The 21,508-nt window shown below is 75.4% G+C and carries 19 protein-coding genes; 6 read left to right on the top strand and 13 right to left on the bottom strand.

All coding sequences use genetic code 11. From position 1 onward, the window contains the following. Positions 1 to 166: 166 nt before the first annotated feature. The gene (locus D459_RS0120125; RefSeq protein ID WP_017594803.1) at positions 167 to 1,009 is read left to right on the top strand and encodes a PAC2 family protein; all 843 of its coding nucleotides are present in this window, start codon (positions 167 to 169) and stop codon (positions 1,007 to 1,009) included. 93 nt (positions 1,010 to 1,102) lie between these two features. Here D459_RS0120125 and D459_RS0120120 read toward each other — a convergent pair whose 3' ends face one another. The 3 genes from D459_RS0120120 to D459_RS32260 form a co-directional block, all read right to left on the bottom strand. Next, complete coding sequence (locus tag D459_RS0120120) at positions 1,103 to 1,519, bottom strand: ABATE domain-containing protein (protein WP_017594802.1); 417 nt, start codon at positions 1,517 to 1,519, stop codon at positions 1,103 to 1,105. Positions 1,520 to 1,689: 170 nt separating this feature from the next. Next, entirely contained in the window at positions 1,690 to 2,916 is a 1,227-nt protein-coding gene (gene mshC / locus D459_RS0120115) for a cysteine--1-D-myo-inosityl 2-amino-2-deoxy-alpha-D-glucopyranoside ligase (RefSeq protein WP_081620638.1), read from the bottom strand. 174 nt (positions 2,917 to 3,090) lie between these two features. Continuing rightward, positions 3,091 to 3,372: a hypothetical protein gene (locus D459_RS32260; RefSeq protein ID WP_017594800.1), complete on the bottom strand. Its 282-nt coding sequence runs from the start codon at positions 3,370 to 3,372 to the stop codon at positions 3,091 to 3,093. A 395-nt stretch (positions 3,373 to 3,767) separates the two neighbouring features. Here D459_RS32260 and D459_RS0120105 point away from each other — a divergent pair, with 395 nt between their 5' ends. After that, positions 3,768 to 6,251, top strand: coding sequence for an HAD-IC family P-type ATPase (locus tag D459_RS0120105; protein WP_017594799.1), 2,484 nt, complete (start codon positions 3,768 to 3,770; stop codon positions 6,249 to 6,251). Between the two features lie 28 nt (positions 6,252 to 6,279). Here the strand turns inward: D459_RS0120105 and D459_RS0120100 are convergent, their stop codons facing one another. The 4 genes from D459_RS0120100 to D459_RS0120085 are packed head-to-tail and all read right to left on the bottom strand — an operon-like array spanning position 6,280 to position 9,615. Further along, positions 6,280 to 7,017: an SCO1664 family protein gene (locus tag D459_RS0120100; protein ID WP_017594798.1), complete on the bottom strand. Its 738-nt coding sequence runs from the start codon at positions 7,015 to 7,017 to the stop codon at positions 6,280 to 6,282. A 19-nt stretch (positions 7,018 to 7,036) separates the two neighbouring features. Continuing rightward, positions 7,037 to 7,615, bottom strand: a complete 579-nt coding sequence (locus D459_RS0120095) for a DUF3090 domain-containing protein (protein WP_017594797.1) — start codon at positions 7,613 to 7,615, stop codon at positions 7,037 to 7,039. Positions 7,616 to 7,658: 43 nt separating this feature from the next. After that, positions 7,659 to 8,372, bottom strand: a complete 714-nt coding sequence (locus D459_RS0120090) for an MSMEG_4193 family putative phosphomutase (RefSeq protein WP_017594796.1) — start codon at positions 8,370 to 8,372, stop codon at positions 7,659 to 7,661. A 43-nt stretch (positions 8,373 to 8,415) separates the two neighbouring features. Continuing rightward, complete coding sequence (locus D459_RS0120085) at positions 8,416 to 9,615, bottom strand: undecaprenyl-diphosphate phosphatase (protein WP_017594795.1); 1,200 nt, start codon at positions 9,613 to 9,615, stop codon at positions 8,416 to 8,418. Between the two features lie 291 nt (positions 9,616 to 9,906). On the opposite strand from D459_RS0120085, the gene D459_RS0120080 reads away from it, so the two are divergent. Further along, a complete protein-coding gene (locus D459_RS0120080; protein WP_193790278.1) occupies positions 9,907 to 10,866 on the top strand; it encodes an aldo/keto reductase in 960 nt (319 codons plus the stop codon). Between the two features lie 186 nt (positions 10,867 to 11,052). Next, positions 11,053 to 13,095, top strand: a complete 2,043-nt coding sequence (locus D459_RS0120075; RefSeq protein WP_017594793.1) for a helix-hairpin-helix domain-containing protein — start codon at positions 11,053 to 11,055, stop codon at positions 13,093 to 13,095. Positions 13,096 to 13,183: 88 nt separating this feature from the next. Here the strand turns inward: D459_RS0120075 and D459_RS0120070 are convergent, their stop codons facing one another. Beyond that, positions 13,184 to 14,101 carry a helix-turn-helix transcriptional regulator gene (locus D459_RS0120070; protein ID WP_017594792.1) on the bottom strand — a complete coding sequence of 306 codons (918 nt, stop codon included), beginning with the start codon at positions 14,099 to 14,101 and terminating at the stop codon, positions 13,184 to 13,186. Between the two features lie 137 nt (positions 14,102 to 14,238). On the opposite strand from D459_RS0120070, the gene D459_RS0120065 reads away from it, so the two are divergent. After that, complete coding sequence (locus D459_RS0120065) at positions 14,239 to 14,679, top strand: hypothetical protein (RefSeq protein ID WP_017594791.1); 441 nt, start codon at positions 14,239 to 14,241, stop codon at positions 14,677 to 14,679. Between the two features lie 74 nt (positions 14,680 to 14,753). Here the strand turns inward: D459_RS0120065 and D459_RS32255 are convergent, their stop codons facing one another. Together D459_RS32255 and D459_RS0120055 are read right to left on the bottom strand one after the other, a co-directional pair. Next, the gene (locus D459_RS32255; RefSeq protein ID WP_017594790.1) at positions 14,754 to 15,215 is read right to left on the bottom strand and encodes a Uma2 family endonuclease; all 462 of its coding nucleotides are present in this window, start codon (positions 15,213 to 15,215) and stop codon (positions 14,754 to 14,756) included. A 156-nt stretch (positions 15,216 to 15,371) separates the two neighbouring features. Further along, entirely contained in the window at positions 15,372 to 16,229 is an 858-nt protein-coding gene (locus tag D459_RS0120055; RefSeq protein ID WP_026120576.1) for a response regulator transcription factor, read from the bottom strand. 160 nt (positions 16,230 to 16,389) lie between these two features. Here D459_RS0120055 and D459_RS0120050 point away from each other — a divergent pair, with 160 nt between their 5' ends. Then, complete coding sequence (locus tag D459_RS0120050; protein WP_017594787.1) at positions 16,390 to 18,018, top strand: AMP-binding protein; 1,629 nt, start codon at positions 16,390 to 16,392, stop codon at positions 18,016 to 18,018. Between the two features lie 127 nt (positions 18,019 to 18,145). Here D459_RS0120050 and D459_RS0120045 read toward each other — a convergent pair whose 3' ends face one another. The 3 genes from D459_RS0120045 to fabG form a co-directional block, all read right to left on the bottom strand. After that, positions 18,146 to 18,898: an SDR family NAD(P)-dependent oxidoreductase gene (locus tag D459_RS0120045; RefSeq protein WP_017594786.1), complete on the bottom strand. Its 753-nt coding sequence runs from the start codon at positions 18,896 to 18,898 to the stop codon at positions 18,146 to 18,148. Between the two features lie 139 nt (positions 18,899 to 19,037). Beyond that, on the bottom strand, positions 19,038 to 19,802 hold the full coding sequence (gene fabI / locus D459_RS0120040; RefSeq protein ID WP_017594785.1) for an enoyl-ACP reductase FabI: 765 nt from the start codon (positions 19,800 to 19,802) through the stop codon (positions 19,038 to 19,040). A gap of 46 nt (positions 19,803 to 19,848) precedes the next feature. After that, positions 19,849 to 20,553, bottom strand: a complete 705-nt coding sequence (fabG, locus tag D459_RS0120035) for a 3-oxoacyl-[acyl-carrier-protein] reductase (RefSeq protein ID WP_017594784.1) — start codon at positions 20,551 to 20,553, stop codon at positions 19,849 to 19,851. Positions 20,554 to 21,508 lie beyond the last annotated feature (955 nt).

The following is a 21,508-nucleotide window of genomic DNA, read 5'->3' as shown; positions in this document are numbered from 1 at the left end:
CGGAGCCGGATCCCCGCCCCGGAGGGGCGCCCGGGCGGGGCCCCGGCCCGCAGCGGCCGGGAAAAGGGAGTGCCCCCGCCGAGCACCGACCGCGTAGGGTGGACGTGTCCGCAGGAGAGGAACGACGGTCCTGCCGCGGCGCGGCAGGTGAGTGAGGAGGCGGCCGGTGCCTGAGCTCGACAGGGTTCCCGAGCTCGTCGAGCCCGTCATGGTGGCCGCGTTCGAGGGCTGGAACGACGCCGGCGACGCCGCCAGCGGCGCGGTGGCCCACCTCGCGTCGGCGTGGGGGGCCGAGCTGCTCGCCGAGATCGACGCGGACGACTACTACGACTTCCAGGTCTCCCGGCCGCGGATCACCGTCACCGGGGGCCGCCACCACGGCCTGTCCTGGCCCGCGACCCGGATCTCCATCGCCCGGCCCGGGAGCGGCCCGGACGTGGTGCTGGTCAGCGGCTCGGAGCCGAACATGCGCTGGCGCGGGTTCAGCGCCGACCTGCTCGCCGCCGCCCGGGAGCTGGGCGTGCGCCGGGTGGTGCTGATGGGCGCCCTGCTCGCCGACTCCCCGCACACCCGGCCGGTCCCGGTCACCGGGGTGGCCACCCCCGAGGAGCTGGGCGCCGAGTTCGGCCTGGAGCCGACCGACTACGAGGGCCCCACCGGCATCGTCGGGGTGCTGCACGACGTCTTCTCCGCCGCCGGGATCGAGACGGTGTCGCTGTGGGCGGCGGTGCCGCACTACGTCGCCCAGCCGCCCAACCCGAAGGCCTCGCTGGCCCTGCTGCGGCGGGTGGAGGACGTCCTGGACCGCCCGGTCCCGATGGGGGAGCTGCCGGAGGACGCGCGCGCCTGGGAGCACGGCGTCGACGAGCTGGCCGCCGAGGACTCCGACATCGCCGGCTACGTGCGCAGCCTGGAGGAGGCCAAGGACGCCGCGGACCTCCCCGAGGCCAGCGGCGAGGCGATCGCCCGCGAGTTCGAGCGCTACCTCCGCCGCCGGGGCAAGGGCTAGGCGCGCCTCCCCCGGGCCCACCGCTCTCTCCCGGCAGGGCCGGGAGGCCCCGCCCCGTCGTCCGGCGGGGCGGGCCGGCGCCCGCCGCCCGGTTCACAGCCGGATGGAGCGCCACTCCCCGGTCGCGGCCAGCGCGGCCCAGGCGGCCGCGATCCGGGCCAGGCCGCGGCGGACCTCGTCCACCACGGCGGGGGCCAGCACGTCGCGTCCGGGCTCCTCCGGGTCGAGCCGGACGGTGACCCGGAGTCCGTCCAGCACGCGCTGGCCGCGGGCCAGCACGTCGGGGTCGGCGGCGTGCCCCTCGGCGCGGCGGATCTGTGCGCGGATCCCGTCGCGCAGCGCGAGCGCCTCGTCGAAGTCGGCCAGGGTGATGGGGATGGCGCCGGCCGAGACCAGGCCGTGCTCCCGCAGGAAGCGGGCGAGGTCGGCCCGGTCGCCCAGGTCGCCGGCGGTGGCGGCGAAGGACCGCACGAGCGTGGCCGCGGCGGTCGGTCGGATCGTGGTCGTCATGCCACCATCCCACCACGGAACGCCACGCCCTGATGGCGTTCCGCAGGTTTCGGACCACAATCGGCCGATCACGGCCGGAACGGAACCGCCCGCCCGCCCGATTCGTACCGCCGCCCCGGTCGGCCCTCGCGGGCGGGGCCGGGGCGGCGGGCGGGGCGCTGCGGGGCCGTCTACAGGGCGATGCCGAGCAGGGTGTCGGCGGTGTCCCGGAACAGGGCGGGGGCGGCGGGGTCGCCGCCGGGGGCGGAGGCGGCCGCCTCGGCCCAGGAGTCGAGGGCCGCCAGCGCGGCGGCGGTGTCCAGGTCGGCGGCGAGGGCCTCGCGGACCGCGGCCAGCGCGGGCGCGGCGTCCGGGCCGGCGGGCAGCGCTGCGGCGGCGCGCCAGCGCTCCAGGCGCTCCCGGGCCTCCTCCAGGCCCTGCGCGGTCCACTCCCAGGAGTCCCGGTAGTGGTGCGCGAGCATGGCCAGGCGGACCGCCATCGGGTCGGCGCCCTCCTTGCGCAGCCCGGAGACGAACACCAGGTTGCCCAGGGACTTCGACATCTTCTCGCCGTCCAGGGCGACCATGCCGACGTGCATGTAGTTCTGCGCCTGCGGGTGCCGGCCGGTGGCCTTGCGCGCCTCGGCCGCGCCCATCTCGTGGTGCGGGAAGACCAGGTCGTTGCCGCCGCCGTTGAGGTCGAAGCCCATGCCCAGCTCGCTCAGCGAGATGGCGCTGCACTCCACGTGCCAGCCGGGGCGGCCGCGGCCCAGCGGGGTGTCCCAGGCGGGCTCGCCCGGGCGCTCGGCCCGCCACAGCAGCCAGTCCAGCGGGTCCTTCTTGCCCGGCCGGTCCGGGTCGCCGCCGCGCTCGGCGAACAGCCGCAGCATCTCCTCCCGGTCCAGGCCGCTGACCTCGCCGAAGCCCTCCGCCGCCTGCACCGAGAAGTAGACGTCGCCGTCGACCTCGTAGGCGGCGCCGGTCTCGCGCAGGCCGGCCACGAAGTCCGCGATCAGGCCGACCGACTCCACCACCCCGACGTAGGCGCGCGGCGGGATGATCCGCAGCGCCTCCATGTCCTCGCGGAACACCTGGATCTCCCGGGCGGCCAGCTCGCGCCAGTCCTCGCCGTTGGCCTGCGCCCGCTCCAGCAGCGGGTCGTCGACGTCGGTGGTGTTCTGCACGTAGTCGACCTCGTGGCCGGCGTCCCGCCACACGCGGTTCACCAGGTCGAAGGTGAGGTAGGTGAAGGCGTGGCCGATGTGGGCCGCGTCGTAGGGGGTGATGCCGCACACGTACATCCGGGCGGTCGGACCGGGCTCCGTGGCGCGCAGGGTCCCCGTGACGGAGTCGTGGACGCGGAGGGGGCCGCCGCTCCCGGGCAGGCGGACGGTTTCAGGCGCAGACCAAGAACGCATGGCATTGAGACTATCCGTCCAACACCGGCGAAACCTCCCCGGACCGGCGGTGCGCCGAGGAGAGGTTTTCCCTCGCCGAAGCGGGAATAGCCGGGGCCGGTCCGCCCGCCCCTTCCCGATGATCCCGACGTCGCGGCCCTGCCAGGGCGCCCTGGTAGGGCCGCGACGTCGGGATCATCGCCCTGGGTGCCGTCCCGGTGGCGGCCGGTGCGTCTGGTCGGCGGTGCGGGAGACCTGCACGATGAAGTGGACCGCGGAGGCCGCGGCGGCCAGGCAGATCAGCGCCAGCAGCAGGTTGCCCGTCCGCCAGTGCAGGAAGGCGCCGGACAGCCCCACCACGTAGAGCAGCCAGTAGCAGGCCGTCTCGCCGATGGAGGCCGGTCCCCCGGGGGGCGGCCCGGGGTCGAACGCGGGGCGGCCCCCGGTCCACCCGCGGAGGAATCGCCGGTCGGGCACGGTGCCGTCCCTCCCTTCCTTGACCCGTCGTCGAGGTGTCGTCGCTGTTCAGACGTTGGGAGAAAGAGACCGGTTTACCCGCTGTGGCAGCCGCCTCACCCCGGCCTCCGGGGCGCCGCCGGGCCCTTCCGGGGGCGCCCGGGGCCGGCCTCGCGGGCCGCTGAGGGCGTCCGCCCAGGCCGCGCCCGCTCCCCGGCGTCCCGGGGCGGGGTCCCGGCGGAGGTGCCAGCCCCACCCGGCACGGAGGTGCGGTCCTGACTGCACCCGCCCCTCCGCGTCCCTTAGGCTCGCTGTCCGACGGGCGCGCCGCCCGCGCCGGCCCCCGGCCGGCCCCGCGCCCCCGCGTGCCCGAGAGGCGGACCCCCGCCCCGATGACACATCCCCATGGAGCGCACATGCCCCACCACGGCGACCGGCCGGCCCCGGCCTCCACCGTGCTCGACCCCGAACACGGGCTGACCTCGGCCCAGGTCGCCGAGCGGATCGCCGCCGGCCGCACCAACGACGTCCCGGTCCGGGCCAGCCGGAGCCTCGGGGCGATCATCCGGGGCAACGTGTTCACCCGGATCAACGCGATGGTCGCGGTGCTGTTCGCGATCATCGCGGTGATCGGCCCGGTGCAGGACGGCCTGTTCGCCATGGTGATCGTGGTCAACACGCTCATCGGCATCGGGCAGGAGCTGCGCGCCAAGCGCACCCTGGACAGACTGGCCATCGTCAACGCCGCCCGCCCCCGGGTGCTGCGGGACGGCGAGGTCCGCGAGGTCACCTCCCAGGAGATCGTGCTCGACGACGTGGTCGAGGCCGCCCAGGGCGACCAGATCGCGGTGGACGGCGAGGTGGTCGCGGCCACCGCGCTGGAGGTCGACGAGTCGCTGCTCACCGGCGAGGCCGACCCCGTGGTCAAGGGCCCCGGCGACCCGGTCATGTCGGGCAGCTTCGTGGTCGCCGGCAGCGGCCGGTACCGGGCCGCCAAGGTGGGCCGGCACGCCTACGCGGCGCGGCTGGCCGAGGAGGCGAGCCGGTTCACCCTGGTCCGCTCCGAGCTGCGGTCCGGCATCGACCGCATCCTGAAGTTCATCACCTGGGCGCTCTTCCCGATCGGCGGCGTGCTGATCTTCAGCCAGCTGGCGCTGCACGGGGAGGCCGGCATCCAGGAGTCGATCGGCGGGGGCGCCGTCTCCGGTCCGGTCGCCGACGCGCTGCGCGGCATGGTGGCCGCCCTGGTGTCGATGATCCCCGAGGGCCTGGTGCTGCTGGTGAGCATCGCCTTCGCGGTGGGGGTGATCCGGCTGGGCCGACGGCAGTGCCTGGTGCAGGAGCTGCCCGCGATCGAGGGGCTGGCCCGGGTCGACGTGGTGTGCACCGACAAGACCGGCACCCTCACCGAGAACGGGATGCGCCTGGCCGAGGTCCGCGAGTGCGGCGGCGGCGAGGACGTGCGGCCGGTGCTGGCCGCGCTCGCCGCGGCCGACCCGCGCCCCAACCCGAGCATGGCCGCCCTCGCCGAGTCCCTGGGCGCGCCGCCGCCGTGGGAGCCGGTCGCGGTCGCCGCGTTCTCCTCGGCGCGCAAGTGGAGCGGCGCCTCGTTCGCCACCCCCGAGGGCGAGCGGCACTGGGTCATCGGCGCCCCCGACGTGCTCGCCGCGCCGGGCGGCCCGGAGGCCGCGGAGGCCGAGCGGATCGGCGCGCAGGGCATGCGGGTGCTGCTGCTGGCCCGCGCGGCCGAGCGGGTGGACTCCGGCGGCGCGCCGGGGCCGGTGGCGCCGGCCGCGCTGGTCGTGCTGGACCAGCGGCTGCGCGGCGACGCCAAGGACACCCTGGACTACTTCGCCGGGCAGGGCGTCGAGGTGAAGGTGGTCTCCGGGGACAATGCCGCCTCGGTGGGCGCGGTCGCCCGGGAGGCCGGCCTGCCCGGCGGGGACCGGCCGGTCGACGCGCGGGCGCTGCCCCCGGGGGCGGACCCGGAGTTCGCCGCGGAGGTGGAGCGGACCGCCGTGTTCGGCCGGGTGGCCCCGGAGCAGAAGCGGGACATGGTGCGCGGCCTGCAGGGGCGCGGGCGCACCGTCGCGATGACCGGGGACGGGGTCAACGACGTGCTGGCCCTCAAGGAGGCCGACATCGGCGTGGCGATGGGCTCCGGCAGCCCGGCCTCGCGCGCGGTGGCCCAGATCGTGCTGCTGGGGAACAGGTTCTCCGCGCTGCCGGCCGTGGTGGCCGAGGGGCGCCGGGTGATCGGCAACATCGAGCGGGTCGCCAACCTGTTCCTGACCAAGACGGTCTACTCGATGACGATGGCCACCGTGGTCAGCCTGCTCACGGTCGCCTACCCGTTCTTCCCCCGGCACGCCACCCTGATCAACGCGGTGACCTTCGGCATCCCGTCGTTCTTCCTCGCGCTGGCGCCCAACCTGGAGCGGGCCCGGCCCGGTTTCGTCCGCCGCACCCTGCGGCTGGCCGTCCCCTCCGGGCTGATCAGCGGGGCCGCGGCGATCACCACCTACCTGATCGTGCTGGACGGCGCCTCGGTCCCTGAGCTCACCGACCGCACCGCGGTGGTGATCACCCTGTGCGCGACCACGCTGTGGGTGCTGCTGCTGGTCGCCAAGCCGTACGTGTGGTGGAAGGTCGCCCTGGTCGGCGGGATGGTCGGGCTGCTGCTCACCGCGATGCTCACCCCGCTGGGGCAGGAGTTCTTCGCGCTGGACGTGAGCGACCCGGGCAAGATCACGGTCGCGCTGTCGGTCGCCGCGGCCGCCGCGGCGCTGATCACCGCGGTGCGGCTGGTCGACGACCGGCTGATGCGCCGCTCCGAGGAGCGCCGCGCCGCCGCCCCGGAGGCCGAGGAGGACTCCGGCGAGCTGCACCGGGTCGGCTGACCCGCCTCCTCACAACGCAGAGGGGCGGTCAGACCGGGGGCCAGGGCACCGAGGGCCAGGCCGGCGAGGGGTAGGGGTGCACCCGGTGCTCCAGCAGCAGCTCCACCCGGCGGCGCAGCGCGTACCGCTCGGGCTCGGTGAGGCGGGCGGCCAGCTCCTCGGCGAGCGGGCCGCCGGCCATCCGCTCGGCCAGCCGGGCCAGCCCGTCCAGCGCCTCCCCGGTGAGCGGCTCGCCCTGCCACTGCCACAGCACGGTGCGCAGCTTGTACTCCTCGGCGAAGGAGACCCCGTGGTCGCAGCCGTACAGGTGGCCGCCGGGGGCGGGCAGCAGGTGGCCGATCTTGCGGTCGGAGTTGTTGATGACCGCGTCGAAGACGGCCATCCGGCGCAGCCCGCCGTGGTCGGCCCGCCGGGACAGGGCGACGAGTTCGACTTCGGGGTCGCCGTCCACCCACAGCTGCACCATGCCCTCGCCGAACGGGCCGTCGCGGTGCACGGTGGGCGGGACCACCCCCCACCCCAGGGCCTCGGAGACGGCGAAGGCCGCCACCTCCCTGCCGGCCAGGGTGCCGTCCGGGAAGTCCCACAGCGGGCGCTCCCCGGACACCGGCTTGTACACGCATGCGGCCTCGGCGCCACCGCCCGCGACGGTGGCGTAGAAGGTCGCGTTGGAGGCGGCGGTGAGCCTGCCGACGACCTCCAGCCTCCCGCCGGCCAGCAGCTCCAGGGCCTCGGCGCCGGGCGGCACCTCCAGCGGTTCCGTCACCCGCTCCCTCCTGCCGCGCTCAGGACTCGGCGGGGCGGTAGCCGTTCTGCCGGGGGCAGATGTGGCCGGCCGGGTCGAGCGGGAGGCCGCACAGCGGGCAGTCCGGCCGGCCCGCGGCCACCACGCGCATCGCGCGCCCGGCGAAGGCGCGCGCCGCGCCCGCGGTCAGGTGGACCCGGAGCACGTCCCGGTCGGCCGGGCCGGTCTCGCTGAACACCTCGACCTCCTCGGTCTCGGCGCCGGGGTCGGCCTCGACCGCCTCCTGGGCCTCGACGATGACCCGGGAGGACTCGGCGTCCCAGGCCAGGGCGAGCGTGCCGACCCGGAAGTCCTCCTCGATCGGCTGCTCCAGCGGTCCGTCGTCGACGTCGCCCGGGTCCCCGGCCCCCTCGGCCGCCAGCGGGTCGCCGAACCGCAGCCGCACCTCTTCCAGAAGCTGCTCGATGCGTTCGGCCAGCGCGGAGACCTGCGCCTTCTCCAGTGCCACGGAGGTGAGCCGGCCCTCGCCGCTCGCCTGGAGGAAGAAGGTGCGGTCGCCGGGCCGGCCGACGGTCCCGGCCACGAAGCGCGCGGGCGGGTCGTACAGAAACACGGACATGGGTTGAACCCTAGATCATCGCGGTCCCGCGGTGCGACGCCGGTCAGGCGCGCGCCCGGCCCGCGCCGCCGCCGACGACGGCGTCGCTCCGCACCTCCTCGGGCGGGGCCAGCCCTTCGGCGGTCTCCCCCACGTCGTTGAGGCGGAGCAGGAAGGGGCGCATCGGGGTGTAGCGGATCGCGGTGACCGAGCAGGGGTCGGCCTGGATCCGCTGGAAGAGGTCGAGGTGCAGGCCGAGCGCGTCGGCGGCCAGGGCCTTGATGACGTCGCCGTGCGTGCAGACCAGCAGCACCGGGTCGCGCGGCTCCTCCCGCCCGGCGAGCAGGCGGCCGCTCCAGTCCCGCACCGCCTCCACCGCCCGGGCGGACATGCCGGCCAGCGACTCGCCGCCGGGGAACCGGGCGGCCGAGGGGTGCGCCTGCACCACCGGCCAGAGCGACTCCTCGGCCAGCTCTTCGAGGGTCCGCCCGGTCCACTCGCCGTAGTCGCACTCGGCGAAGCGGGAGTCGGTCCGCACCGGCGCCCCGAGGGCGCGGGCGACCGGTTCGGCGGTCTCGGCGCAGCGCTCCAGCGGGCTGGTGACGACCGCGTCGACCGGCAGCCCGGCCAGCCGGCGCGCGGCCCGCTCGGCCTGCTCGCGGCCGCGCTCGTCCAGATGCAGCCCTGGCGCGCGGCCGGCGAGCACGGTCCCGGTCGCCGCGGTGAGGCCGTGCCTGAGGAGCAGGAGGGTGACGGAGCGGTGCTGCGGAGTGCCCATGGTGGACCACCCTAGTGCCCGCCCCGCCGCCGCCCGGCCCGGTTCAGCCCGCGGGGACGCCCTGCTCCTGCTGCGCGGTGCCCTCCTGGCCGGGGGCCGCGCCCTCCTGGCCGGGCTGGGCGCCCTGCCCGGCGCCTTCGCCCTGCGTCTCGCGCGGGTCGTAGGTCTGGCCGGTCAGCGGGTTGACCGGCAGGCCGCTCTGCTGGTCGATGTTCACGTCCATGCCCAGCTCGGGGTCGTGGTGCAGGCCGGTCTCCGGGTTGCGCGGCAGGCCGACCTCGGGGTCGATCTCCCAGCCGGTGGCCGGGTCGGTGCTGGGCGAGGGGCTCGGCTCCGGCTCCTCGGACTTCTCCGGGGCGGGCTCCTCCTTCTTCTCCTCCTCGGCGGAGACCTCGCTCTGCGCCGGCTTGTGCTCCGCGCCGCCCGCGGGGTCCAGCAGCCCGAAGCTGACCAGGGTGAGGATCAGGATGCCCAGCGCCACCCGGTAGTAGACGAACGGCATGAAGCTGTGCGTGGAGATGAACTTCATCAGCCAGGCCACGCAGACGTAGCCGATGACGCCCGCCACCAGGGTGCCGACGATGGTGGCGCCCCACCCGGCGTACTCGTCGCCGCCGATGTCGGTCAGCTTGTACAGGCCGGAGGCGAACACCGCGGGCATCGCCAGCAGGAAGGAGAACTCGGCGGCGTCGGTGCGCTTGAAGCCCATCAGCATGCCGCCGGTGATGGTGCCGCCGGAGCGGGAGACGCCCGGGATCAGCGCGAGGCACTGGAACAGGCCGAAGGTCACGCCGCGCTGCACGTTGAGGTCGGAGACCGTCCGGTGCTTGCGGCTGTACTTGTCCACCACGCCGAGCAGGACGCCGAAGACGATCAGGGTGAGCGCGATGATCCGCAGGTCGCGGAAGACGGTGTCGATCTGCTCCTCGAAGAGCAGGCCCAGCACGCCGATGGGGATGGTGCCCAGGATGACGTACCAGCCCAGCCGGGCGTGGATGTCCCGGCGCAGCTCGGACTTGAACAGCGACCGGGTCCAGGTGGACAGGATCGCCCAGATCCGCTTGCGGAAGTAGACCAGCACCGCGAGCTCGGTGCCGATCTGGCTGACCGCGGTGAACGCCGCCCCCGGGTCGGGCCAGCCGAAGAACGCGGAGAACACCCGGAGGTGCCCGCTGGAGGAGATCGGCAGGAATTCGGTCAGGCCTTGGATCAGTCCAAGGATGATGGCCTCGATGAGGGACACGGCTGGCTCGGCTCCTGGTGGCGGCGTACGGGCGGGCGCGGACGGGGCGCGCGGTTGCTCGGGGCGCCGACCGGGGGCGGGGTATCGGGAGACCCCATCCGGCACCCGGTGGCGGCTGCCGGAAAGCTTACTGCCTACCCAGCGCCCTCGGCATTCCCACTCCGCCCGGCGTCTCCGCGCGCCTCCGCCGCCCCGACGGGGCCGCCGCGCCGCCCCGCCGCGCCCGCCCGGACGGCGCCCGGCCGGGCTGCCCTCGGCCTGCGCCGGTCGGACCGGGTACTCTCGCTCGCCATGGAACAGCGACAGGCGGGCGGCTCGGGCCTGTGGGTGTCGTGCACCGCCCTGGGGACCATGACCTGGGGCAACGACACCGACGAGGAGTCGGCCTCGGAACTGCTCACCACGTTCGTGGACGCCGGCGGGACCCTGATCGACACCGCCGACATCTACAACGGCGGCGAGGGCGAGCGGATCCTCGGACGGCTGCTCAACGGGGTGGTCCGGCGCAGTGATGTGATCATCGCCACCAAGGCCGGGCACGCCACCGACGGGCACCGGCCCTTCGACGCCTCCCGCCGCCACCTGCTCTCTTCGCTGGAGTCCTCGCTGCGCCGGCTGCAGACCGACCACGTCGACCTGTGGCAGCTGCACGTGAACGACCCCGCCACCCCGGTGGAGGAGACGTTGGCCGCACTCGACGCGGCGGTCTCCTCCGGCAAGGCCCGTTACATCGGGGTGGGCGACATGACCGCCTGGCAGTTCGCCACCTACGCCACCTGGCAGCAGGCCGCGCCCGGCTCCGGCCGCAACCCGGTGCTCACCGCCGGCGCGGAGTACTCGCTGCTCAACCGGTCCGCCGAGCGCGACCTGCTGCCCGCCCTGCGGGCCCGGCGGGCGGGTCTGATCGCCTGGTCCCCGCTGGGCCGCGGGGTGCTCAGCGCCAAGTACCGCAACGGCGTCCCGCCGGGTTCGCGGGCCTCCCGCTCGCACATGGCCTCCTACGTGGAGCCCTACCTGAACGACTCCAGCCGCAGGATCGTGGAGTCGGTGTGCACCGCGGCCGACGGCCTCGGCGTCTCGCCGCTCTCCGTCGCGCTGGGCTGGGTCCGGGACACCCCGGGGGTGGTCTCGGTGGCGGTCGGCCCGCGCACCGCCGCCCAGCTGGAGGAGATCCTGGCCGCCGAGGAGGTGCGGCTGCCCCGGGAGATCCGCGAGGCGCTGGACGACGCCTCGACCCCGCCCCGGCGCTGACCCGGGGCCAGCGGACCCCGCCGGCGATCCGGCGCCTTCCCTCACCGCCTCGGATGCCGGGCCCGTGCGACCGGCCGGTACGGGGCGCCGGTCTTCCCGGCCCGGCCCGTCTCCGCCCCGAGCGGTCCCCGGTCCTCGCTAGGCTCCCGGTGACCGACGTTGGCCCCATGGAGAGGACCTTCCCGCATGTCAGACGCTCCCGACGAGCGGACCCGCGCCGTGCTGGCCGGCATGGGCGCACCGGAGTCCCTGGCCGGTCCCCTGATCGGCGCGCTCGGCCCGCAGGCCGCCGAGGAGCTCGCGGAGGACCCCTGGCGGCTGCTGGCGCTGCCCTCGATCACCCCGGACCAGGCCGACTACTGCGCCCGGCGTGCGCTGGGCGACGCGGCCTCCCCCGACGACCCCCGGCGCGGCCGCGCGCTGGTGGGCCGGCTGCTCTCCGCCGCGGTGCGCGAGGGCTCCACCGCCGTGGAGGAGCGGGAGCTGGGCCGGGCGCTGCGCTCGATGCGGATCGCCGACCCGGGCCCCTCCATCGAGGCGGCCCTGGACGACGGCGCGGTGATGGCGTTCGAGGTCTTCCCGGAGGACGCCGAGGACGACTTCACCGGCGGGGAGGCGCCGGAGATGCCCGACCCCGACCGGTTCTTCGCGCCCGCCCGGATCGGCCTGGCCGAGCAGGACCTGGGCGAGGGGATCGCCCGGCTGGTCGGCACCTCCGAGCCGATCATGGACCCGGCGACCGCCGCGGAGACGGTCGAGGCGGCGGCCGAGCGGCTGGGAGCCGGGATCCCGGCGGAGACCGCCGCGGCCGCGGTCGCCTCGATCATGCGCGGGGTCACCGTGCTGCAGCACGGCGCCGCCTCCGCCGAGGCGCTCCGGCAGGTGCTGGCCTGCCTGGCTGAGGCGGCCGCGGACAGCCGCGTGGGGCTCGCGGTGGCCTCCCCCACCGCGCAGACCGCCGCCTACGTCAACGCGGTGCTCGGCGACGCGCTCCGGGTCGGCGCGGCCGTAGAGGAGCCTGCCGGGGAAGGGGAAGAGGCCGAGGAGAAGGGGGCCGCCGAGGAGCCGGGCGGGGAGGCGCCCGAGGGCGCGCCCGCCCCGGAGCACCCCTCCGCCGAGGACGGGGACGGGGACGGCCCCGGCGACCCGGTGGCGGCGGCCGCAGCGGACCTCGCCGCTCTCGGCGAGCGGGCCCCCGGGGCCGTCGCGCAGGAGGCGGCCGCAGCGGACGGCGCCGGACGGGACGGAGCCGGACAGCTCGGGGACGCGCAGGCCGGGGACGGCGCGGAGGCCGCCCCCGCGGTCGCCTCCGCCTCGGTGCCGCTGGGGCGGCTGCTGGAGGCGGGCGTCCCGATCCCGGCCGGGATCGTCGCGGTGACCGACGCGATGGCGCTGGACGTCGAGCGGGCGGCGGCGCTGGTGGAGGCGTGCGAGGACGGCACCCACCTGGTGCTGTTCGCCGACCCGGCGGAGGCCCCCTCGGCCCGCCCCGGCCAGGTCGTCCCGGACCTGGTGCGGTCGCGGCTGGCGGCCGTCGCCGAGCTGCCGGCCGACCCCTCCGCCGGCCCGCTGGGCGCACTGGCCGCGGCGGTGGCCGGAGGGGAGCTGGCCCAGGTGGACGCCCCCGGCCGGGAGGTCGTGGTGGTGCCCGCCGGCTCCGGCGCGGAGGCCGCGCACCGGGCGGTCCAGCTGGTCGGCGACTCGATCCCGCGGGCGCTGGGCATCTCCGCCGAGCACGTGCAGATCGTCGCGGCCACCCGCGGCGGCGAGGCGGGCGCCGACGCGCTCAACCGGGCCTGCAAGGAGCGGTTCAACCCGGGCCCCGGCGCGCTGCGCGGCCTCGACCCCGGCGACCGGGTGCTGCTCGGCGGGGACGGCCCGGGCTACTCGGCGGGCGACATCGGTTACCTGCGCGCCTCCGGGGAGGACGGCGGCCGGCCGGAGGTGGAGCTCTCCGGCGGCGCGGTGGTCCCGGTCGACCCGGCGCACCTCCGTCCGGGCTGGGCGGTGACGGTGGCCGCCGCGCACGGGTCGCGCTGGCCGGCCGCGGTCGCCGTGTTCGGCCCGGAGACCAGGGGCTCCCGGCCCCAGGTCTACACCGCCCTGACCCGGGCCACCCGGCACCTGTCCATCGTGCACGCCGCCGGCCCCGACCTGGCCCGCGCGGTCGCCGAACGCGCCTCCCTCCCCCGCACCACCCGCCTGGTCGACGTCATCCGGGAGGGCTGACCGGAAGCGCCCGGGAGGCGAGGGCGACGGGCTCCCCGGAGAACCTCAGGGGCCCGGTCCCGCCCCGGGCCTCCCGGCCCCGGGCGGTTCACCGGGCGGCTCGGCCGCTCCCCTCGGATCCGGCCAGTGCGCGCAGGGCCTTCTCGGTGAAGTCGTCGAGGGGGTAGAAGAGCTCGATCGCCAGTTCGGAGAGGGTCACGTCGGCCGGGGCGCCGAAGGTGGCCAGGGTACTGAACATGGACAGCTCGCCGAGCGGGGTGCGGACCCGCAGCGGGAGGCTGATCGGCCCGGAGGGCGGCTCCGGGGCGGCAGGCTCCTCGTCCGCGCCGGCGGGGAGCGGGTAGGCGCTCACCTCCGCGTGCAGGGCGCGCAGGTCGGGGTCGCCGGTGGCCTCGGCCTGGGTGCGGAGGCGGTTCAGGAGCAGCTCCCGGGTCCCGGCCGGGTCGGCCAGCCGGGAGACCAGTCCGTCGGGGTGCAGGACCAGGCGGTACACGTTGGGCTCGGGGTCCGTCAGGTACCCGGGGACGCCGCCGGTGAACACCGCCATGGCCCGGTTGAGCGCGACCACGTTCCACAGCCGGTCGACCGCCACCGCCGGGTAGGGCTCGTGCGCCGCCAGCATGGTCTCCAGCGCGGAGCGGATCGGCTCCATGCCCGGGTCGGTGAGGCCGCTCTCCCGGTAGGCGGGTGCGTAGCCCGCCGCCACCAGCAGGGCGTTCCGCTCCCGCAGCGGGACGTCCAGCGCGCCGGCGAGGCGGAGCACCATCTCCCGGCTGGGGGCGGCGCGTCCGGTCTCCACGCAGGAGAGGTGCCGGGCGGAGCTCTCCGCGAGCAGGGCCAGGTCGAGCTGGCTGAGCCTGCGGCGCCGGCGCCACTCCCGCAGCAGCGCGCCGACCCGGGACGGCTCCCGGGCCGCCTCCGCCGCCGAGGCGGGCCGCCCCCGGTTCGCCGCCCGGTCCCGCTCCGTCCGCCCGCCCGCCGTCCGCGAGCCCTGCCGCACGTCCATGCCGGGAGGGTAGCGCCCGGCCGGGCAGAGCGGCCATGACCTCCGGGGTCATTGAGTCCGTGACCCCGCGGCCGCCAGGGTCGTTCCGGACCGGGGCCGGGTGCGCCCCGGCGACGACCGACCCCAGGAGGACCGCCATGGCCGCCCTTTCCTCTCCGACCGCCGCCGACCGCTCCGGCAGCGCCGAGCAGCACGCCGGCGGCCCGGAGGACCCGCTCCGCGCCGTGCTGCGGGTCGACGGGTGGAGCACGCTGCTGTTCGGCATCGCCCTGCTGGGCACCGCCCCCTGGCTGGCCGGCCCGCTCGGGATGCCCGCCTCCTGGCTGGTCCCGTTCGGCGTCGCGATGCTCGGCGGCTCGGCCGCGCTGCTCCTGATCGCGGGCTACCCGCGGATCCCGCCGCGGCTCTCCGCTGCCGTCGTGGCGGGCAACGCGCTGTCCGGCGCCGCGCTGGCGGCCCTCGTGTTCTCCGGGATCCTCCCGCTGACCGGCCTGGGCACCGTGTTCCTGCTCTCCGGGGCGGCGGTGGTCGCGGTCTACGCCGGGCTGGAGTTCACCGCCCGCCGCCGCTCCCGGTGACCCGCCGGGCGCCCCCGGCGGGGATCCGGCGGATCCACAGGCCCACCGCGCCGGGGCGCCGGCGGCCGCGCCGGTCAGCCGGGGTCGACGGGGAGCCGCGCTGTGTCGACGACGAGCCCGCCCATGGGGGACGGCAGGACGACCTCCCCTTCGTAGGGCCGCTCCTCGCGACGCAGGTAGGCACCGGCCTCGGGCGACCACATCTGGACGCAGACCGCGCGGTAGGGGTCGAAGAGCACGTAGAGCGGTATGCCGGCGACCGCGCAGAAGCCCGCTTTGTCCTCGTAGTCCCGCCGGACGCTGCTGGGAGAGACGATCTCGACGGCGATCTCGATGAGGTCAGGAGGGTACTCCGCCAGGTTCTTCGCCTCCTCCTCCCGGGGGATCAGCGCCAGGTCGGGGCAGAGCTCGCCGTCCAGTTCGGGGAAGGGGAACCTGACGTCGCTGATGAACTCCCATTCCGCGCCGACCTGCGGGTCGAGCCGGTTCCAGAGCAGGTGCACCGTCTTGTTGCGCACCGGCCGGACCGGGGTCATCACGATGCTCCCCGGATGATCTCCACCTTGTAGCCGTCGATCTCTTCGCCGAGCCGGCGCAGCGTGAAGTGCGCCCGGTCGAGCGCAGAGGACATCGGGCCGCCTCCTCTCGTCTCGGCTCCGCCGCAGGCCGGTGCCCGGGGCGCGGAGCGGGTCTCAGGGCAGCAGCCCGTGCCTCCGGGCCTCGGCGACCGCTTCGGTGCGGGTGTGGGCGCCCAGGCGGCGCATGGCCGAGCGAAGGTAGGACTTGACGGTCTCCGGGCTCAGGTCGAGCCGGGCCGCGGTGTCGGCGTTGGTGCAGCCCAGGGCGGTGCAGGCGAGCACGTCGAGTTCGCGCGGGGCGAGCCGGGGGGCGTCCTCGGCGGGGGCCGGGGAGGCGGCGGCGTCCATCCGGGTGCACACCTCCAGCAGCCGGTCGCGCAGCGCCGGGTCGCCCACCTCGGCGGCGGCCGCGCGGAGTTCCGCGTTGAGCGCGCGCACCTCGGTCCAGTGCGGGGCGGCCGGGCCGGAGTCCGCGGCGGCGGCGCGGGCCCGCTCCACCTCGGCGGCGCGGCGGCGGGCGTCGTCCCGGACGGCGATCCGCTGCCCGGCGTCGCGGGCGGCCGCGGCGAACGCGGCGACGGTCCGCTCGCCCAGCGGCACCGATCGGCGCAGGCCGCCCAGCAGCACCCCGCGCGACCGCCCGGCCACCACCACGGGCGCCGCGACCAGCGCCTTCAGCCCTTCGGCGCGGACCGGGCCGTCGTACTCGTGGCTGATCTGGCGGGCCGCCAGGTAGTCCGGCACCCACAGCGGCCGCAGCTCGGTCAGCGACTTGCCGCCCAGGCCGCGGCCCGGGTCGATGACCAGGCCGCGCAGCACGTCGGTGTCGGCGCCGGAGAGCTCGGTGTAGTGGGCGCGGCCGGTGGCCTGCACCGCGCCGCCGAACACCACCGGCAGCCCGCTCTCCCGGCGCAGCCCGGGCAGCGCCGCCCTGATCTCCGCGGCGTCCTCACGTGCGGCCATGGACCTCATCGCGCTCTCCGGGAACGGGGGCCGCCCGCCGTGCGCGGGGGCCCGGCACTCCCCCCGTTCGGGGGTACTGAGACGTGGTTCACATCGGTGACGATCGTAGTGCGTCCGCGCGCCCGGAGCCACGCGCGCGGATTCCGACGGCGATCCACGGGAGCAGACCATGCCGAAGTCCTACGCGAGCGGCGTCTCGGACACCCCCCTGCTCGGGGAGACGATCGGGGAGAACCTGGACCGGGCGGTGGCCTCGTTCGGGGAGCGCGAGGCCCTGGTCGACGTGGTCTCGGGGCGGCGGTGGACCTACGCCGAGTTCGGCCGGGCGGTGGACGAGGCGGCCCGGGCGCTGCTCGCGGCGGGCGTCGCCAAGGGCGACCGGGTGGGCGTCTGGTCGCCGAACCGGCCGGAGTGGACCCTGGTGCAGTACGCGACCGCGAAGGTCGGCGCGGTCATGGTCAACATCAACCCGGCCTACCGCCGGCACGAACTGGAGTACGTGCTGAACCAGGCCGGGGTGCGGATGCTGGTGTCGGCGCAGCGGCACAAGACCAGCGACTACCGGAGGATGGCCGAGGAGACCGCCCCGGCGGTGCCGTCGCTGAAGGAGCTGGTCTTCTTCGACGACCCGTCGTGGAACCGGCTGCTGGCCGGGGCGGCGTCGGTGGACTGCGCCGAGGTCGACGCGCGCGCCGCGGAGCTCTCCTGCGACGACCCGATCAACATCCAGTACACCTCGGGCACCACCGGGTTCCCCAAGGGCGCGACGCTGTCCCACCACAACATCGTGAACAACGGCTTCTTCGTGGGCGAGCTGCTGCGCTACACCGAGGAGGACCGGATCTGCCTGCCGGTGCCGTTCTACCACTGCTTCGGCATGGTGATGGGCAACCTCGCGGCGACCAGCCACGGCGCGTGCATGATCATCCCGTCGCCGTCCTTCGAGCCGGCCGCCGCCCTGGCCGCCGTCTCGGCGGAGCGCGCCACCTCGCTGTACGGGGTGCCGACCATGTTCGTCGCCGAGCTGGGCCTGCCCGACTTCGCCTCCTACGACCTGTCCACGCTGCGCACCGGCATCATGGCCGGCTCGCCGTGCCCGGTGGAGATCATGAAGCGGGTGGTCTCCGAGATGAACATGTCCGAGGTGGCGATCTGCTACGGGATGACGGAGACCTCGCCGGTGTCCACCCAGACCCGGGTCGACGACGACCTGGAGCGGCGCACCGCGACCGTGGGCCGGGTGATGCCGCACGTGGAGGTGAAGGTGGTGGACCCGGCGACCGGGGTGACGGTGCCCCGCGGCGAGGCCGGCGAGCTGTGCACCCGGGGCTACTCGGTGATGCTGGGCTACTGGGACGACCCGGAGCGCACCGCCGAGGTGATCGACTCCGGCCGGTGGATGCACACCGGCGACCTGGCGGTGATGCGCGAGGACGGCTACCTGTCGATCGTCGGGCGGATCAAGGACATGGTGATCCGCGGCGGGGAGAACGTCTACCCGCGGGAGATCGAGGAGTTCCTGCACACCCACCCGAAGATCGCCGACGTCCAGGTGATCGGGGTGCCGGACGCGAAGTACGGCGAGGAGGTGATGGCCTGCGTCGTACCGGCGGACCCGGCCGACCCGCCCACCGCCGAGGAGATCGCCGCGTTCTGCGCCGACCGGCTGGCGCACTACAAGGTGCCGCGCTACGTGCGCACCGTGGACTCCTTCCCGATGACGGTCAGCGGCAAGGTCCGCAAGGTGGAGATGCGCGCCTGGGCCGCCCGGGAACTGGGCCTGGACGGCGGCGCCTGAGCCGGCGCCGGGCAGGCACCGGTTTCGGCGCCGCCGCCGTCCCGAAGCCGGTCGAGGCGGCGGCACCGGGGTCGGCGCCCGGGGAGCGCGGCCCGGCCCGCCACGGGGGCGGCGGGCCGGGCCGGGCTCAGACCCGGTCCAGGAAGCCGCCGTCGACCACCAGGTTCGCGCCGCTGATGAAGGAGGACGCCGGGCCGGCCAGGAAGGCGACCGCGCGGGCCACCTCCTCGGGGCGGCCCAGCCGTCCGGCCGGGATCGCCGAGCGGATCGAGTCGTAGAAGGCCGGGTCGTTCTCCTTGCGGCGGGCCCAGCCGCCGCCGGGGAACTCGATCGGCCCCGGGGAGACCGTGTTCACCCGGACGCCCTCCCGGGGCAGGGTGCGGGCGAGCGAGGCGGCGTAGTGGTTGAGCGCCGCCTTGACCGGCCCGTAGGGCTTGGGACCGGACGGCGGGCCGGTGTGCAGCGCCGAGGTGGTCGAGATGAGCACCACCGAGCCGCCGCGCTCCGAGGCGGCCAGGTGCGGGCGGGCCCGCTCGGTCATGTGCACGAACGGCATCAGGTCGGTGTCGTAGGAGGCCCGCCAGTCGGCCGAGCTGCCCGCCGAGACGTTGGAGACGAGCACGTCGATGCCGCCCAGTTCGGCGGCGGCGCCGTCCAGGAAGGAGTGGAGCGCGCCGGTGTCGGCGACGTCCAGCGCCCGCTGGAAGACGCGCGCCCCGGTCTTGCGGAGCTCCTCCGCGGCCTCGGCCAGCGGCTCCGGCGAACGGGCGCACAGCGCCAGGTCGGCGCCCTCCTCGGCGAGGACCTGCGCGATGGCCCGGCCGATGCCCCGGCTGGCACCGGTGACGACGGCTCTGGCCCCCTTGAGGCCGAGATCCATGGCTCCTGCTCCCTTCACGTCGGTCGGTTCCCGACGGAGAACGGGCGGGCGCCCCCTCACGGTGAAGGGGGCGCCCGCCCGTGTCGTCCGGTGCGCCCAGGCTACGCGGCCGCGGCGGGGCCGCGCCAAGCGGGCCCGGTCAGGCGCCGGTGGAGTGGAAGCCGCCGTCGACGTGCACGATCTCGCCGGTGGTGGCGGGGAACCAGTCGGACAGCAGCGCCACCACGGCCTTGGCGGCGGGCTCCGGGTCGGTGGTGTCCCAGCCCAGCGGGGCGCGCTCCGGCCAGTGCTTGGCCAGCTCGTCGAAGCCGGGGATGCTGCGCGCCGCCATGGTGCGCAGCGGGCCGGCCGAGACCAGGTTCACCCGGACCCGCTGCTCGCCCAGGTACCGGGCGAGGTAGCGGGCGGTGGAGGTGAGCGCGGACTTGGCGACGCCCATCCAGTCGTAGATCGGGTAGGAGATGCTGTTGTCGAAGTCCATCGCGACGACCGAGCCGCCGTCCTTGAGCAGCGGCAGCACCGCGGTGGTCAGCGACTTCAAGGAGAAGGCGGAGGTGTGCATCGCGGTGGCGACGTCCTCCCACGGGGTCTCCAGGAAGTTGCCGCCCAGGCCGGTCTGCGGGGTGAAGCCGATCGCGTGCACGATCCCGTCCAGCCCGTCGACGTGCTCGGAGACGCGCTCGGCGAGGCTGGCCAGGTGCCCCTCGTCGGTGACGTCGAGCTCCAGCACCGGCGGGGCGTCGGGCAGCCGCTGGGCGATCCGCTCGACCAGGCTCAGCCGGCCGTAGCCGGTGAGCACCACGGTGGCGCCCTGCTCCTGGCAGAGGCGGGCCACGTGGAAGGCGATCGACGAGTCCGTGATCACCCCGGTGACCAGGATGCGCTTGCCCTCGAGAATTCCCATGAAAATCCTTCTCAGCTGTTCTACGCGTGGGGCCCGGAGGCGGTGCTCAGTGGCCCATCCCCAGGCCGCCGTCGACCGGGATCACCGCGCCGGTGATGTAGGCGGCGTCCTCGCTGGCGAGGAAGCGCACCGTCTTGGCGATCTCCTCGCTGGAGCCGTACCGGCCCAGGGGGATGTTCTTCTTGATCTCCGCCTGGCGCTCCTCGGGCAGGGCGGCGGTCATGTCGGTCTCGATGAAGCCCGGCGCCACCACGTTGACCGTGATGTTGCGCGACCCCAGCTCGCGGGCGAGGGAGCGGGCGAAGCCGACCAGTCCGGCCTTGGAGGCCGCGTAGTTGGCCTGTCCCCCCGAGCCCATCAGGCCGACGACCGAGGAGGTCAGGATGATGCGGCCGGTGCGCTTGCGCATCATGCCGCGGACCGCGCGCTTGGCGACCCGGAAGGCGCCGGTGAGGTTGGTGTCCAGGACCGAGGAGAAGTCCTCCTCGCTCATCAGGGCGAGGAGCTGGTCCTTGGTGATGCCGGCGTTGGCCACCAGCACCTCGACCGGGCCCTGCTCCTCCTCGACCCGCTTGAAGGCCGCGTCGACCTGCGCGGAGTCGGTGATGTCGCAGTGCACGCCGAACAGCCCCTCCGGGGGTTCGCCGGAGCGGTGCGTGACGGCGACGGCGTCGCCGCCGGCGGCGAGCTCTCGGGCGATGGCCAGGCCGATCCCCCGGTTTCCACCGGTGACCAGTGCCGAGCGGGTCATGAGTCGGGCACCTCCGTACGCGCCGGCGGGGCGCGATAAGACCTTGTCAGAACGGACAGCAGCGTATCCGAGCTACCGAGCGGTAGGAGAACGGGCGGAGTCCCGGCCCCCTCCCGGGGGGCAGGGGTGGGGTACCGGTGATCGCCCGGGTGCGAAGCCTCACAGGGTGAAGGTTCAGACCGGCGGCGACGGCGAAGGCAGGGACGGGGCCGGGCGCCCCACCCGAGCGCGGCGCCTCACGGGGCGCAGGTTCAGGCGGGCGCCGACGGCGGGAGGGGACCGGCCGGTCGGTCGGGTTCGGCGCCCCACGGGGCCGGGGCTCAAGCAAGCAGCGAAGGCGGGAGGGCGTGCCGGCCGGCCGGTCGGGTGCGGCAGAGCGGGTCGGGGCGGTCGAGGCGGGTCGGGGGCGGGATCACCATGCCCGCGTCGCCCCGGGCACCGGGGCCGGCCGCTCGGAAACCACCACCTCTCCCTGACCTGGGCGAATACGCAGGGTGATGGTGGGGTAAGGCGCCCTGCGCACCGCGAGAGCACCCCAGTGATTCCCGGGCGCGCATCCCGGGCCGGATCGGCCTTCCAGGGGCCCGAACGGCCCCGATCAGGCTGGTGACCGGGAGTTCGAGCCGCCCGCAAGGCCGGGAAGCAAGGGGCCGAAACCCGAGGAGGGCAACTACGGAGGTGAGATGTCGCATTTACTCTCCCAGAAGGCCCTACTTGACCACTCTGGGTAACCAGGAAGGGGGTGGTGGGCGCTTCAGGGCTTACTACTCGCTGGTAGATGTAATCGGGGTGCCGCCGAGGTGCGCAGGGTGCCCCCGCCCCCGCCCCCGCCCGACCCTCGCCGCTAACCCGACACAAGGGATATAACCCCCCTCGGCGGCGCGAGCATGCTCGGTGATGTCAATCGGTTGTTGCAACGAGGAAGTCGTTGAGGGCCTCGGCCGGGGTGCGGTAG

The organism is Nocardiopsis potens DSM 45234 (genome assembly GCF_000341105.1).
In the GTDB taxonomy this organism is placed as follows: Bacteria; Actinomycetota; Actinomycetes; order Streptosporangiales; family Streptosporangiaceae; genus Nocardiopsis_A; species Nocardiopsis_A potens.
Note: the sequence above shows the minus strand (reverse complement) of the source record. Positions and strands in the feature narration are given on the sequence as shown.